Here is a 14,585-nt window from a genome sequence, read left to right as displayed (position 1 = left end):
ATGAAGTTTCTGCATCGGAAAGAGAATATAAATATCCAAGAACTTCTTAATTCATTCGACCACCTAACAGACGTCTTAGTTAAAAAGAATTTATTTGCTGAAAAAGTCCCCCATCCATTCACTTTAGTATTCTGTAAAGGACTTATAGATTCTGAATTGTTAGAAAAGACGTTACTTCCTTTCTTAAATGAGATTGTTGAAAAGGACGATGATACAATACGAAACACTTTAAATAATCGGTTTGTAGTCCACGAAATCAATATTGACTCTGAAAACAAAATGAAAATAGAGCATTCATTATTCTCTGGACATGCATTACTGCTTGCTGAAAAGAACAAGACTCTATATGCCATTAATCTTTCCAAAATGCCGAGAAGAACACCGGAAGAATCAAATACAGAAATATCTATACGCGGGGCACGAGACGGTTTTATTGAAGACTTAGAAATAAATTTTGCCCTGATTCGAAAACGTTTAAAAACATCATCACTCAACAGCAAATCCTTCACGATTGGTAGAAGGAGCCAAACTGCTGTATCTTTACTTTTTATAGATGATATTATCGATCCAGACCTTGTTAAACGGGTTGAAAAGCGTCTTAAGAATATTGATGTGGATGCGATTATTTCAAGCAGTGAGCTAGAAGAAGCGTTAGCTGATAGTGTTTTTTCAATCTTCCCTCTACTTGATAATACCGGCCGTCCAGACTTTGCTGTCCAATCCTTACTGCAATGACGATTTGTACTCATTGTTGACGGCTCACCTACCGTTCTAATTGGTCCAGCTTCTCTAGCAATAACTCTAAAATCACCTGAAGATGCTCATGCCAATTTTTACATGGTTTCGTTTGAACGATTTTTACGCTTCACAGGATTGTTTACCACCGTTTCATTACCTGGGTTGTGGGTAGCTTTGACAACGTTCCACCCAGATCAGCTTCCCTACCCGCTTCTTGCGACATTAACACTTTCTCGAACTGGATTGCCATTATCTTTGCCACTTGAAATGATGATTATGGTTGTGCTGTTTGAACTATTTAAAGAAGCTGGTGCAAGACTACCGAGAGCAGTTGGGCAGACGGTAGCTGTTCTGGGTGGTTTAATTGTTGGTGATGCTGCCATCAGAGCTGGATTAACGTCTCCAACCACCCTTGTTGTGGTAGCCATAACTATGATTGCAAGTTATACATTCGTAAACCAATCACTTAGTGGAAATCTTCTTTTTTTGAGAATATACACCTTACTCATGTGTGCCATGTTCGGTCTCTTTGGCTTTTTTATCAGTATGCTTAGCATATTTTTACTAGTCAGTTCCTTGCGCTCATTTGACTATCCTTATATCGAATCTCTTGCTTCAATGAATGCAGCTGATACGTTTAAATCATTTTTTAAAGCACCCTTTCCTTTTATGAAGAAAAGATCATCTTACCTGCATTCTAACGACTCCACACGTCAAGGTGATAATAATGAGAATTAACCTGAAATCCTTTTTCAGTATTTCTATTCTATGTGTTTTGCTAACAGGCTGTTGGGGGGCATCTGGTATTAATGAGCAGCTATATATCGAAGCTTTAGGTGTGGATTATAAAGACGGAAAATATATTGTATATACCGAATCAGCAATTTTTTCAGCGATTGCTAAACAAGAAGGAGGAGGGGCTCAGACCGCCGATTCTCCTGTACTAGTAGGAGTTGAAGAAGGTGAGACACTCACTATGGCTTTTAGAAAGCTAGAAAAATCCTCCCAATTCCCTCTCTACTACGGCCATGTACAAGTCATTTTGTTAAGTGAGAGAGTTATTAACGAAAAGTTAGATGAGGTCGTTTCTCACCTCGCGCATGACCCACTTATACGATTTACCTCTTGGATCTTTGGGACATCCGAAGAGATACACAAAGTCTTAGTTGCCAAATCTCTTTTTCAGCAAGCTCCTACATACAAGGTACTGTTTCATCCCGATAAGATGCTGCAACGTAACCATGCAGTCAATCCGCTATCTATGCAGATGCTATTAAGAGATGGAAATGAACCATTCGGATCCACCATCATTCCCAACATAAAATTAGTAAAAGGGAAATGGTTAGAAGACAAAGAGAAGCCTTCTTTCCCTACTACAGACGGCGGATATGTGATAAAAGACATGCAAGCAAAAGGAAAACTTAAATATGAAAAACTTCGTGGTTTAGAATGGCTATCGAAACGCGAAAAAGAAAACAAACTTGAGGTTAAAGCAGGCAATACCGTAGTAGAGATAGAAATAAAAGGATATAAAATTAAGCTTAAAGAGCCTGTCAAAGATGAACTAAAATACACAATAGATGTTCAAGCCAAAGCCAAAATAGATGAAAATTTAAATGTTGTACCACGTAAAGAACTCGAGAAACAAATTGTGGAATTGATGAAAAAAGATATTAAAGAAACATACGCAAACGGTCTATCCATTAAAAGTGATGTATATAATTTAACCCGATCTACTTATCGAAAATCACCATCTCTTGTTAAAAAGTATTCTTTAGAGCGTGACTCATTGGACTCAGTAAAAGTAGCGGTTCAAATTGTTCACTCAGGAAGCCAGAAGTATAAAAAATAACCTAGCATGAAGTTCATGCTAGGTTATTTGTTTACTCTCGATTGCCTGTTTAACATTCGCAAACGTTTTTATAGAAGAAAAGTCAATACCCTCTGATACAGCACTTATCGCGAGTGCTGGTCGCAGACCTGTTACTAAAACTTCAATCCCTAGTAATCCAAGAACTCGGTACACATTGAAAATATGACCAGCTACCTCAGTATCCATTACAACGATACCCGAAAAGTCCATGATCAAGCATTCAACTTGTAGTTCTGGAATCTTTGGAAGCACAAAGTTCATAAGGTGTTCTGTGCGATCAGCATCTATTGAACCGATTAGGGGTAGTACAGCTAGTCCATTCTCAATAGGGACTACCGGTGTAGACAGCTCTCGGAGTTCTGATCTTGTTTTCTCTAGAATTTCCTCTGACTTCCGTTCAAAGGCAAGAACCGTTTCATTAATACTTACATCTAACATGTGATGAACCCGCTTCAGGATTAAAACAACATCCGCTGTTGAAAGTTCGTGGTCTAAACTAATCTTCAGAATGAAATCAGCGAACACCATTCGAGTATCTGGATATCGAATTAATATTTCTGAGATTCGATGATGTTTAGCGGCAGACCTCTCACCGTTCTGTCTGCTCCAATTCAATAGCTCCTGGGGTATAGATCCTTCATCACAATCGATTGAATCGCTTAGAAACGTTAAGAATTCCACATACATCTGTCTAGCTTGTTCAATATCTTCCCTACTTACTTGAAAACCGAATTTCTCAATAATATCATCAACGATTTTATTAGCTAAATATTCAGCGTTTTCATTTAAGTAATGAGCAACCGTTAATGTAGATCTCACTTTTTTCACTCCATCTCACCATTTAGTTTCAAGTTACAGCTTCTTCAATAATTGTAACATTAAAAAAACAGGAAATGACTAAACTGTGAAATTATTAAAACAATAACGGTAACAAAAAAAGATTATTAAGATTTTGTAAAGCTTATTTCCAAGGGGTTGTTAGGCTACACTAATCATGTTAAATTGATATCGAAAATCGATATTGGCTTTCGATATTAGATGTGAAAGGGGGAGTTCATCCTTGGAAGATAAAGTGCTGCGGAAATTGTTTCTAGGATTTATTCAAATACACATTCTGCATCACGCGCTTGAACGCCCGATCTATGGCGTATGGATGCTTGAAGAGCTAAAGGAACATGGATACAACATCAGTACTGGTACCCTGTATCCCATTCTTCATTCTATGGAAGCAGATGGTCTATTAATCAAGGCAGAGAAAAAAGTGGATGGAAAGATCAGAAAGTATTACACCGCAACTGAAAAAGGACAGATTGTCTTAACTGAAGCAAGAACAAAAGCTTATGAACTTTTTAAAGAAATAAAAGAGTAAGAGGTGATCATAAATGACACAAAATAAAAGCCGACTACAAATATTAATAGAAATACTTATCGTATCAACAAGGCTTGGTCTCACTTCTTTTGGTGGTCCAATTGCGCACCTAGGCTATTTTCATGAAGAATATGTAAGAAAGCGCAAATGGATGGATGAAAAAAGTTACGCAGACCTTGTAGCTCTCTGTCAGTTCCTCCCTGGTCCTGCTAGTAGCCAAGTAGGAATCGGAATCGGTGTTATGCGAGGTGGCGTATTAGGAGGAATTGTATCCTTTATCGGCTTTACTCTCCCTTCCGTTATTGCGCTCATCGTTTTCGCACTTATTCTGCGGGGATTAAATGTTTCTGATCTAAGCTGGATTCACGGATTAAAGCTCGTAGCCGTTGCAGTTGTGGCACACGCCATTCTAGGGATGGCTGAAAAACTAACGCCTGACCTAAAAAGAAAAACCATCGCATTGCTAGCTTTAATCGGAACGCTATTGTGGCAGACTGCGTTCTCTCAAGTAGGCGTAATCCTGCTTGCGGGCATATTAGGGTTTTTATTATATAAAGATCAGACAAATAACGATGAAACAAAATATGAATTTTCTATCTCAAAAAAGTTTGCTGTTATCTGTTTGAGTTTATTCTTTGCGTTACTTCTTCTGTTGCCGCTCTTAAGAGATGCGACTTCTAACAGTTGGATCGCTATTTTTGACAGCTTCTATCGTTCTGGATCACTTGTATTCGGAGGCGGCCATGTGGTTCTTCCGTTACTTGAGCGAGAATTCGTACCATCTGGTTGGATCAGTGGAGAAGCTTTTTTGGCTGGTTATGGAGCAGCACAAGCCGTACCAGGACCTCTTTTTACGTTCGCAGCCTATATTGGAGCAGTTATGAATGGATGGCAAGGTGGATTACTTGCTACGGTAGCAATCTTTTTACCTGCTTTTCTTTTAATTCTAGGCACGCTCCCCTTTTGGAACATGCTTAGGCAGAACGCTAAAATCAAAGGTGCTTTAATGGGAGTAAACGCTGCTGTGGTTGGAATTTTAATCTCCGCCTTCTATCAGCCTATATGGACAAGTACGATTATAAAACCAATCGACTTTGCGTTTGCAGCTGTACTGTTCAGCATGTTGGTATATTGGAAACTGCCTCCATGGGTAATCGTTGTAACTGGTGCACTTGGTGGTTTGTTGATGTCATTTCTATAAATATAATTAAACGTTTGTTTAAATTTTCGAAAAAGAAACTGCTTGAGTTCTTATTGAATTCAGCAGTTTTTTTCTCTTTGAATTAACAATCTCTTCACAACTTCTACATAAGTGTCTTTTATGCTAGTCATATGTTCATAAAGTTCTTATGAAGAAGAATACTAACACTAGCCCATAGAGGAGGTTTTATTAATGGTAAAAAATAAACTATTTATTACGATGTTGCTCTCATTCTCACTCGTTCTTTCAGCATGTGGACAAGATGAGCCAACAAAAAAGAATGAAGAAAGTCAAGACCATGCAGATCACGGAGAAATGAATCATTCAGGCACAGGCGAAGTTCCTGAAGAACTAAAAAAGGCAGAAAACCCAACATATAAAGTTGGAAGTAAAGCGGTTATGAATGCGGATCATATGAAAGGCATGGACGGCGCAGAAGCTACAATCACAGGTGCATATGATACAACCGTATATACCGTAAGTTACACACCTACAACAGGTGGAAAAAAAGTAAAGAATCATAAGTGGGTCATACACGAAGAGATCAAGGATGCAGGTGATAAACCGCTAACTCAAGGAACAGAAGTTACTCTTGAAGCAGACCATATGAAAGGTATGAAAGGCGCAAAAGCTACAATTGATTCTGCTGAACAAACGACCGTCTATATGGTCGACTATACGCCTACAACAGGTGGAGAACGCATTAAGAACCACAAATGGGTAACAGAAAGCGAGTTATCTAAGGACAAATAATTTTTATGGGCCGTCAATTTGGATTTATAGGCCTTAGAAATCTTTTATGGACCCTTAATCAACATTTTTAGGCCCGAAATCTCTTTTTATAGTCCTTCAAATAAGTTTATAGGCTTTTCGACAAAAGCACACATGAATATCAAAAAAAGCCGGCGTCCCAAATAACGCCGGCTTCCTTATCTGAAAAACTTTATACTCATCTCAGTACCTTGCTTGTACTCCCCATTTACCCAAATCTGTCCTTCGTGAGCTTCAACAATTCTTTTTACAATCGTTAGACCTATTCCGCTGCCTCCATGTTCCCTGTTTCTTGATTTTTCTCCACGATAAAAGCGTTCAAACACTTGTTTAATCTCTTCTTCAGAAATACCGATTCCTGTATCACGTATTGAAATAATAACTGATTCATCATCAACATAGGTGTTAACCAACACTTCCCCTCCTCTAGGTGTATACCTTAGAGCATTGCTGAACAGATTCATGAACACTTGGGTAATACGTTTTGCATCTAAATTTAGTACAACGTCCTTATCCAGTTCCTTTCTTAATGTTATGTCCTTTTGAATAAACGCTCCAGAAAAAGCATCTATATTTTTTATAATAATGTCGTTTAGTTGTTCAGACTTTTTATTAAGTGAGAACTCAGGTGATTCCATAGCTGTTAAATACTCAAGATCTTGCACTAAAGAGATTAACTGTTCAATTTCAGTTTTAAGTGACTGAATTCTAGCTGTGGTTGGTTCGAAAACACCATCTTCGAAAGCCTCAAGATGACTTTTTATCGTTGCTAAAGGTGTTCTAAGTTCATGTGCAATATCTGAAGTCATATTCTTACGAGAAGTTTCCTGTAATTGTAGTTTTGCAGCAAGTTGATTAAGAGATGTTCCCAAGTCATTTAGTTCATGATTCCCAAGCACCTTTACTCTGACTTGAAGTTCGCCTTTCGCCATCTTTTCTGCAGCTTTCCTCATCTCTACCATGGGTCTCGATAAATTCTTCGCGACGAAATAACTGATAATGCCGACTAATAGAATAGCGCCAATCGACGTCCAAAGAACAGAACTTAACAAAGCCTTTTCAAAGTGATGTGTTAAAGGCTCTATACTTTGAAATTCAGGTACATCTTTTTGAAACATCGTAAAGTGATAATGAACTTCATACATGATGATAAGACCTGCAATGATGAGAATGGATGACGCAGCCAAAATAAAAATGAGTGTCAGCCTTGCATGCAGACCTTTAAACATGGCTGCCTCCAGTAAACTTATATCCTACCCCAAACACTGTAACGATATAGCGTGGGTTCTTAGGATCAGTCTCTAGTTTAGACCTTAAGTTTTTTACGTGTTGATCGATAGTCCTGGTGTCACCTTCATAATCGAATCCTAAAATCTTCTCCACTAATTCATCTCTTGAAAAAACACGATTTGGGTGCCTGCCAAATGTCAGCAGTAGCTTAAGCTCAATTGGTGTAAGGTTGACAAGGTTTCCGTGTATGTATACTTCTTGTTTACGAGCATCGACTTTAAGTTCTCCTTCGTTATAGGTAATATGCTCAGCCAACAAGCCCTCATCTCCTGATCGGCGTAAAATCGTTTTAACTCGTTGAACAAGTTCACGCGGACTAAAAGGTTTCACCATATAATCATCAGCGCCGATGGCTAATCCGTTGATGCGATCTTCCTCACTCACCTTTGCAGTCAGCATTAATATCGGTAACGAATGTGTTTGCCTAATTCTCTGACAGAGTGCTTCCCCACTCATATCTGGTAACATAAGGTCAAGAATTACGAAATCTATAGAATAATTGATCAGATAATTAATAGCTTCCTTAGCAGTAAGAGCTTCTAGCGTATTGTGCCCTTCCTTCTTCAAATAAGAAGAAACAACTTCCAATAGCTTTGGTTCATCCTCCACGATCAAAATGGTTTTCACGATTACTCCTCCAAAACTTAGATTACTTTTATTATAACGAAGTATGTACGATTAAATAAAAAATGAACTGCCCTAGAACATTAGCAGTTCATCTTAACTCTTTAAACTAGTCTAGCTTTTCGGCTTACTCTACAGACCAACCTCATCAATCCTCTATGTGCTACAGGGAATAACGTGAAAAAAACGTCCATCGTTCTTCGCATCGGCATGGGGCATATGATAACCTTATTTTTATGTATGCCGTCTATTGTTATTTTTGCTAGTTTTTCTGGAGACATCATCTTTTGTTTTTGAAATTGCTTCATAATCACATCTTTATCTATCTGAATTGCTTTTGCTTTCTCGAAGATTGGTGTGTCCACAAACGTTGGGCAAAGTGCGCTCACTTTAATACCGAATTCTTCTGCCTCATAATGAAGGGAAGTTGTTAATCCAACTACTGCGTGTTTCGTAGTTCCGTAAGCTGCAGATACGGGAGATGGACCTAAGCCTGCAGCTGAAGCTGTGTTAACGATATGACCAAATCCTTGTTGTTTCATTACTCGATATCCTGCGTTAGTTCCATGGATGACTCCCCAAAGGTTAACATTCATTATTGTTTTCCAGTCATCCAAGGTCGTATCATACAATTCACCGTACATCGCGATGCCAGCATTGTTAAAAAGATAATCTAATCTTCCGAACTCCTGATATACTTCTTTGACAACATTCTCTACACTTTCTGCATCGGTTACGTCTAAGTGTAGATATCTAGCATTTATTGTCTCTTTGTTTAACTTTTCTTCAACTTGTCTGCCTAATTCATGATTGATATCTGTGATGACCACAAACACGTTTTGTGAGACGAGCTTCTCACAAAGGGCGTAACCGATACCTGAAGCTCCACCCGTTACAATCGCAACTCTCCGTTTTTCCATCAAATCAACCACCTCTTGTATTAAATAGTCTATAATCCTTAAAGTATAGCGTTCTTATTGGTAGATCGATGTTGATCGATAATCGCTGCATATTCATCTGCAACAATTTGAGCGCCTTTACTGTTCAAATGAATGCCATCTAATGTGAGATGCAACCCACGTTTCTTTGACAACTGATCGATTCTTGATGGTTTTTTATAAAAAAGAACATCTTTCATAACGGTTAATACTTTTGTACTGATATAGTCGGAACTCTTTATGGAAGAAAGGTGTTGTTCAAAAACAGTCTGTAGATTAAGTGTGGAAACATTTCTATGTTTGTGAGCGATGGATGTGATGAGGGTACATAATTGTTTAATCTCTTGATTCGAGACATTATTCAGGTCCTCACCAACTATTGCTGGGGTAACCGTAATTACAACTTTTGAGGAAGACAAGACACACTCTAAAACTTTTTGATAATACGCTTTAAACTCTTCATGATCTTTTGCAACAGGCTGGGCTTGAACACTTAGTAATTTTGAATAGACATCATTAACACCGATCCAAAGGAAAGCAAGATCAAAGGTTTCTAACTTCTTTTTTGTCAGGCGGCTGTACAAACTTTTAACAGACTCCCCTGGTTTGCCGAGGTTCACAAACGTCATGTGTGGATATTGATTCTGTAAGAGTTTTAAAAAAGAAACACCAGGTCTTCCTTCTGTCAGACTGTCACCGATTAATCCGATTCTCATACCATTTCCTCCCTATTTTTGAATGGACTCTAAAAATATACGTACAGCATTCTTAAAAAGCGGCTCTATGCTGTGAAGTTCTTGAGTATTTGTAAGCTGACAAAGTCCACCAAGCCATGTGCCGATCAACACCGTCCATTCTTCCACGTTGCCTTTCTTAAATTCGCCTTCTTCTATCCCTTGAACGAGTATGGCACGATAGGCACCCATGGGAATGACCGCTAATTCATACAGCTGCTTAATGGATTCTGGACTAGATTCAGGATTGGAAGCAAGTTCCTGTCCCCCTTTTAAGAGAGGAGTTTGGTAATTATAAAGAACATGCATAGCCATTCCATAAAGCTTATCGGATGCACAAGTAAATTCAGGTTCTTTATTCATCCACTTCAAATACCATTCCTTCATCGTTCGTTGAGCTAATAATACAAACAACTTTTCTTTATTCTCAAAATGATAATAAATGTGTCCTTTGCTATATCCAGAAGCTTTTGAGATATCGGAAACTGATGTTTGTGTGTACCCTTTTTGTGAAAAAAGTAAAAAGGCTTTTTCCATGATTTCTAGTTTTGCTGATTCACTGTTGTATCTTCTTTTGCTCAATGATTTATTTCCTTCCTTTAATTTGAACGGCCGTTCTAATTTTATTATACATATTTTAGCAGATAATGAAATGCATTTTCTTACACATTCACAAAATTGTAAATATTAACAAAAAAACACCCCAAAGGAGTGTGTTTGCCAAATATGTACTATTAAAATCTCCATCTGTAACCTTCTTTTCCATTTTACATATTACATGTATAAGGGGGGGCGATCACTTTGCTTTCAAACGATCGATATCGTACAGTCTATCATGGTACTACATTATTTGCTGCTAAGCTTATCCAACAAAACGGTATCTGGATAGAAGCACAAAGATTGAGAACTGATTTTGGCCAAGGCTTTTACGTAACTTTCAGTAGAGAACAGGCTAAATCCTGGTCTTATTTTAGAGCGAAGAACAAGCAGCTTTCACCCCATATACTAAATTTATTAAACCTCACTGAGTCAGATTATCTAAACCACCCAGATACAAAAATTCCAGCTTATTTAGCATTCTCAGTGGATTTACATGCCCTGCGAAGATTACAGGGCAGGATTTTCCCTTTGCCACACGAGGTGAAATGGCAATTAAATAAGGATGCTTGGAAAGACTTTGTAAAAACATCTCGTAAAGGAATTAAGCATGGTTACGACTTTGTATATGGTCCTGTTTGGAGTGGACATTTTAACAGTACAGGTGAAATAAAAGCATCTCCATTTAAAGAACAACTTTCGTTTCATAACAATAGAGCTCTACATTGTTTATCGAGTCCGATGATTATCAAGCTCCCACCAAAAAAGTGGATGAACAGTTCAGAATTCAAAAATCACGATCAAGAAGCTTTTATATCAGAAATCGGTAAAAACCTTATGATAATAAGTACAATGAAAGAGAAACAAGCCTATTCCTTCATAAAAAAGTATTTGATAACTCATTCATTCTCAGATCTTCATTTCCATGAAACAGCACTTTACTGGGCATTCTCTATCTTCTATCAATCCAAACGGATATGGATTGACGAATACGAACGCTGTCTCGATTCCTTCATTCAGCTCTAATCGTACTCTTTTCTCAAAAATTCATTATATCTATTTTCATCTGTAAAATGGTTAGAGATAAAGAGCTTTAATCCATTTTGATTGTCATACCCCTCAAAAAATGACACATCCTCTTTAATAGCTAAAAACGTTCTTGGAATACGCCGATGTGTATGTTCAATAACATGCCGAGGTACAGATCGCCCCGTTTTTTTAGCTCTAATTGCTTCTCTTTCGATTGCAACATTAACAGGAACATCTACGATATATACGACTACTTCATATCTTCTTTTTTGTAAGCTGTTCACAAGAGATACATATTTTCCTGTTTTCGCCATCGTTCCTTCTAGCAGGAACGACCTTTTTGTTTCTACTATGTGTTGGACTAACTTTTCTGATACATCAACCGATTCTTTATGAACAAGTGCAGCGGCTGAACTAGGGAATTTTTTTTGATATGATTGATACTCAGGTATTAATTTTTTTATTTCGTCCGGATCAATTGTGATCAAATGTCTTCTCTTCTTTTTTATGTTTTGTTTCACGATACTTTCACACAAAGATGTCTTACCAGAAGCACTCCCTCCCCCAACTAACACGGCGATCGGAGGTTGAAAATTATCCATTTTTGATCGTTTAATGAGGGTATCTATAATTTTTTGATGCAGAGCTTCTCGTTCTTGTATATACTTATTGTTTTTGTCTGTAAAGACCACTTTGGTTTCTTTGAACGGGAGACCTCTAACCCTCGAAGTGTATAGAATCTTTGAAACCAGCCTACTCCACATCTTTTTCACCTCCAAAAAAGAATCCCCTATCACTAGGAGATTCTTCAAAACGTCCAATTATGTTTTTAAAAGAGTAAAATTAGCTATTTTGTCTGCGTTTGCGTACATAAAGAATGATAACAGATACAAAGAGTAACGCCAAAACAGCATAGATGATTTTGGAGTAAACGTCCATATACCCTACAATTACTTCCCATGACGCTCCAAAATACGCACCCAAATTAACGAGAGCAATGTTCCAGATCAATGTTCCGAATGTTGTAAGAACAAGGAATAAACCGAAATTCATATTAGACATGCCCGCTGGAATGGAGATTAGACTTCTTATCAAAGGAATGAATCGGCAAAAGAATACCGTCCATGGGCCATATTTATCAAACCATGCATCTGCCTTATGAATATCCTTTTTCGTTAATCGAAGGATATGCCCCCACCTATCAATAATCTTCTCCATTCGTTCAACATCTAGTTGCAATCCTACACCATATAGAATCACCGCTCCTAGAACAGAACCCACTGTTGCTGCTAAGATGACTCCTACTATATTTAAATCTGAAGAGTTCGTCATGAACCCTCCAAAGGTTAGGATGATTTCAGATGGAATCGGAGGAAATACGTTTTCTAATGCGATTAACAGCAGAATCCCCCAGTATCCAAATTCGTTCATAATATTGATTAACCAATTCTCCATAACTAACTCCTTTGTTTCTATATCTAAATTGCTAAGAACAACTACTGCTTTTTTATAAAAAAGACGTGCAGAGCTTGCACGTCTTCTTTGATTAGTTTATAGATTCTTCGTTCTTCACATTTAATACTTCAAGTGACTTAACATGATACCCATCAATTTCTAAGATCTTGAAACGATAGTTTTCTACTGAAACCTCATCGCCCATTTTGATCTCCATCTTTTCAGAAAGAATCCATCCACCAATCGTATCAACATCTTCATCGTTAATGTTTAGACCAAAAAGATCGTTCACTTCTGAAATCAATACTTTACCGTCAAGAATTGTTCTGTTTTCATCAACCTTTTTGATATCAGGCACTTCATCCTCATCAAATTCATCTCGAATTTCGCCTACGATTTCTTCAAGAATATCTTCAACCGTAACAAGTCCTGAAGTACCACCATATTCATCGATCAAGATCGCCATATGAACACGTTCTTTCTGCATTTTTAATAATAGATCATGAATAGGCATCGTTTCAAAAACCTGAATAACAGGTCTTACATACTCTTCGAGTGAAGCATCTGGATTCTTGCCGTTAACGAAGTCTGTTAATACTTGCTTCATGTTTACCATACCGATAACACTGTCTTTATCTCCATCTATGATCGGATATCGAGTATAGTTCTCTTCTGTTACAACAGCAATGCTTTCTCTAACTGTTTCTGATTTATCCAGTGTTACCATATCAACGCGAGGTACCATTATTTCTTTAGCGGTACGGTCGTCGAATTGGAAGATATTATTTACATATTTAAACTCTGACTGGTTGATTTCACCGCTTTTATAGCTCTCAGAAAGAATGAGTCTCAACTCTTCCTCCGAGTGAGCTAGTTCATGTTCAGATGCAGGCTTCAAACCAAACCATCCTGTAAAAATACGCGCAGATCCGTTCAATGTTTTAATAAACGGATACATGATTTTATAGAAAAACATGATTGGCTTTGCAATTCTTAACGTAACGGCTTCCGCCTTTTGAATAGCGAGTGTTTTTGGTGCAAGCTCTCCAATAACTACGTGTAAGAATGTAATTAAAGCAAAGGCGATAATAAACGATAAGATACTTGAAACAGACTCAGACAGATCAAACTCTACAAAAAGAGGATGCAACAAGTGCTCTACCGTCGGCTCTCCTAACCACCCTAATCCTAATGCTGTAATGGTTATACCAAGCTGACAGGCTGAAAGGTACTCGTCGAGGTTTCCGACAACCTTTCTAGCAGCTACCGCTTTCGTATTTCCTTCTGCAACGAGTTGATCCAGTCTTGTTGTACGAATCTTTACAATCGCGAATTCGGTAGCTACGAAAAAAGCAGTCAACGCAATTAAAATAGCTACCATAATTAAGTTAATAATCTCCAAATGTTCTCCTTATGGCTACATTAACCACAAGGAATACACCTCCCAGGTTGTATAAATAGTTTTATTTTCTTTTAGTTCATTAATCCAAAAGATATCTCTCAACTATTATTTACCCGAAAAGTAAAAGTAATGAATGCGCTAAAGTCATGCCTTGAGGAGAGACTTTATTTAGGAGCAGCTCTCTTTGCTTATCGTTTAAGCTCTCCATGATCGGCTTGATCTCCTTAATCTCTGCCTCTAGGTGTTTCATGAGCTCAGTAATCTGGTCCACGTACTTCTCGACCTGTTCATTTTCAGTACTTTTCAATTTAACTAGTCCAATCACAGACTTGATCTCATGTAAGGGCATGTTGAGTTTCTTATAATGTTCAATCAACCCTAAGACATGAATCGTCTCTTCATCATATAATCGATAATTCGAATCCGTTCGAAGAGGCTGGAGTAAACCGATCTGGGAATAATAGTCGATGGTTCTTTTAGATACATTTGTTACCTCTGCTAGCTCACCAATGCGATACACCTTCCCAATTTCCTCACCTCTTCCTCTTGATAATTACATACAAT

The 14,585-nt window shown here is 37.8% G+C and carries 15 protein-coding genes and 1 pseudogene; 6 read left to right on the top strand and 10 right to left on the bottom strand.

Going from position 1 to position 14,585, the window contains the following annotated elements:
* Both IHV09_RS22270 and IHV09_RS00350 read left to right on the top strand, forming a co-directional pair.
* A pseudogene (locus tag IHV09_RS22270) lies at window positions 1-1,476 on the top strand (spore germination protein).
* Window positions 1,466-2,590: a Ger(x)C family spore germination protein gene (locus IHV09_RS00350; RefSeq protein ID WP_197263357.1), complete on the top strand. Its 1,125-nt coding sequence runs from the start codon at window positions 1,466-1,468 to the stop codon at window positions 2,588-2,590. The pseudogene IHV09_RS22270 and the gene IHV09_RS00350 overlap by 11 nt, the downstream one beginning before the upstream one ends.
* An 18-nt stretch (window positions 2,591-2,608) precedes the next feature.
* On the opposite strand, the gene IHV09_RS22740 is transcribed toward IHV09_RS00350, so the two are convergent.
* Window positions 2,609-3,430 (bottom strand): STAS domain-containing protein, encoded by an 822-nt coding sequence (locus IHV09_RS22740; protein WP_197263356.1) that lies wholly within the window; start codon window positions 3,428-3,430, stop codon window positions 2,609-2,611.
* Between the two features lie 241 nt (window positions 3,431-3,671).
* Between IHV09_RS22740 and IHV09_RS00340 the strand changes: the two genes are divergently transcribed.
* The 3 genes from IHV09_RS00340 to IHV09_RS00330 all read left to right on the top strand — a co-directional run bounded on the left by IHV09_RS00340 (window position 3,672) and on the right by IHV09_RS00330 (window position 5,934).
* Complete coding sequence (locus IHV09_RS00340) at window positions 3,672-3,980, top strand: PadR family transcriptional regulator (RefSeq protein WP_197263355.1); 309 nt, start codon at window positions 3,672-3,674, stop codon at window positions 3,978-3,980.
* Window positions 3,981-3,993: 13 nt separating this feature from the next.
* Complete coding sequence (locus IHV09_RS00335; RefSeq protein WP_197263354.1) at window positions 3,994-5,181, top strand: chromate transporter; 1,188 nt, start codon at window positions 3,994-3,996, stop codon at window positions 5,179-5,181.
* Between the two features lie 192 nt (window positions 5,182-5,373).
* Window positions 5,374-5,934, top strand: a complete 561-nt coding sequence (locus IHV09_RS00330; protein WP_197126815.1) for a YdhK family protein — start codon at window positions 5,374-5,376, stop codon at window positions 5,932-5,934.
* Window positions 5,935-6,110: 176 nt separating this feature from the next.
* Here the strand turns inward: IHV09_RS00330 and IHV09_RS00325 are convergent, their stop codons facing one another.
* The 5 genes from IHV09_RS00325 to IHV09_RS00305 form a co-directional block, all read right to left on the bottom strand.
* Window positions 6,111-7,181 (bottom strand): sensor histidine kinase, encoded by a 1,071-nt coding sequence (locus IHV09_RS00325; RefSeq protein WP_197263353.1) that lies wholly within the window; start codon window positions 7,179-7,181, stop codon window positions 6,111-6,113.
* Window positions 7,174-7,869: a response regulator transcription factor gene (locus IHV09_RS00320; protein WP_197263352.1), complete on the bottom strand. Its 696-nt coding sequence runs from the start codon at window positions 7,867-7,869 to the stop codon at window positions 7,174-7,176. The genes IHV09_RS00325 and IHV09_RS00320 overlap by 8 nt, the downstream gene beginning before the upstream one ends.
* A 101-nt stretch (window positions 7,870-7,970) precedes the next feature.
* Window positions 7,971-8,786: an SDR family NAD(P)-dependent oxidoreductase gene (locus tag IHV09_RS00315; RefSeq protein ID WP_197263351.1), complete on the bottom strand. Its 816-nt coding sequence runs from the start codon at window positions 8,784-8,786 to the stop codon at window positions 7,971-7,973.
* A 38-nt stretch (window positions 8,787-8,824) separates the two neighbouring features.
* The gene (locus tag IHV09_RS00310; RefSeq protein WP_197263350.1) at window positions 8,825-9,520 is read right to left on the bottom strand and encodes an SGNH/GDSL hydrolase family protein; all 696 of its coding nucleotides are present in this window, start codon (window positions 9,518-9,520) and stop codon (window positions 8,825-8,827) included.
* A 12-nt stretch (window positions 9,521-9,532) separates the two neighbouring features.
* A complete protein-coding gene (locus IHV09_RS00305) occupies window positions 9,533-10,120 on the bottom strand; it encodes a TetR/AcrR family transcriptional regulator (RefSeq protein ID WP_197263349.1) in 588 nt (195 codons plus the stop codon).
* Window positions 10,121-10,339: 219 nt separating this feature from the next.
* Between IHV09_RS00305 and IHV09_RS00300 the strand changes: the two genes are divergently transcribed.
* Window positions 10,340-11,161, top strand: a complete 822-nt coding sequence (locus tag IHV09_RS00300; protein ID WP_197263348.1) for a DUF3990 domain-containing protein — start codon at window positions 10,340-10,342, stop codon at window positions 11,159-11,161.
* Here IHV09_RS00300 and IHV09_RS00295 read toward each other — a convergent pair.
* The 4 genes from IHV09_RS00295 to IHV09_RS00280 form a co-directional block, all read right to left on the bottom strand.
* Window positions 11,158-11,928, bottom strand: coding sequence for a zeta toxin family protein (locus tag IHV09_RS00295; RefSeq protein ID WP_197263347.1), 771 nt, complete (start codon window positions 11,926-11,928; stop codon window positions 11,158-11,160). The genes IHV09_RS00300 and IHV09_RS00295 overlap by 4 nt on opposite strands.
* 79 nt (window positions 11,929-12,007) lie before the next feature.
* Window positions 12,008-12,619: a DedA family protein gene (locus IHV09_RS00290; protein ID WP_197126807.1), complete on the bottom strand. Its 612-nt coding sequence runs from the start codon at window positions 12,617-12,619 to the stop codon at window positions 12,008-12,010.
* A 91-nt stretch (window positions 12,620-12,710) separates the two neighbouring features.
* On the bottom strand, window positions 12,711-14,021 hold the full coding sequence (locus tag IHV09_RS00285; protein WP_197263346.1) for a hemolysin family protein: 1,311 nt from the start codon (window positions 14,019-14,021) through the stop codon (window positions 12,711-12,713).
* A 109-nt stretch (window positions 14,022-14,130) separates the two neighbouring features.
* Window positions 14,131-14,541 carry a MerR family transcriptional regulator gene (locus IHV09_RS00280; protein WP_197126805.1) on the bottom strand — a complete coding sequence of 137 codons (411 nt, stop codon included), beginning with the start codon at window positions 14,539-14,541 and terminating at the stop codon, window positions 14,131-14,133.
* Window positions 14,542-14,585 lie beyond the last annotated feature (44 nt).

This window comes from Fictibacillus sp. 23RED33, from assembly GCF_015903925.1.
GTDB lineage: Bacteria > Bacillota > Bacilli > Bacillales > Fictibacillaceae > Fictibacillus > Fictibacillus phosphorivorans.
Note: the sequence above shows the minus strand (reverse complement) of the source record. Positions and strands in the feature narration are given on the sequence as shown.

Coding starts and splice junctions, on each gene's coding strand:
- IHV09_RS00330 (WP_197126815.1), top strand. CDS start 5,374: ATGGTAAAAAATAAACTATTTATTACGATGTTGCTCTCATTCTCACTC.
- IHV09_RS00325 (WP_197263353.1), bottom strand. CDS start 7,181: ATGTTTAAAGGTCTGCATGCAAGGCTGACACTCATTTTTATTTTGGCT.
- IHV09_RS00350 (WP_197263357.1), top strand. CDS start 1,466: ATGAGAATTAACCTGAAATCCTTTTTCAGTATTTCTATTCTATGTGTT.
- IHV09_RS00310 (WP_197263350.1), bottom strand. CDS start 9,520: ATGAGAATCGGATTAATCGGTGACAGTCTGACAGAAGGAAGACCTGGT.
- IHV09_RS00315 (WP_197263351.1), bottom strand. CDS start 8,786: ATGGAAAAACGGAGAGTTGCGATTGTAACGGGTGGAGCTTCAGGTATC.
- IHV09_RS00335 (WP_197263354.1), top strand. CDS start 3,994: ATGACACAAAATAAAAGCCGACTACAAATATTAATAGAAATACTTATC.
- IHV09_RS00290 (WP_197126807.1), bottom strand. CDS start 12,619: ATGGAGAATTGGTTAATCAATATTATGAACGAATTTGGATACTGGGGG.
- IHV09_RS00295 (WP_197263347.1), bottom strand. CDS start 11,928: ATGTGGAGTAGGCTGGTTTCAAAGATTCTATACACTTCGAGGGTTAGA.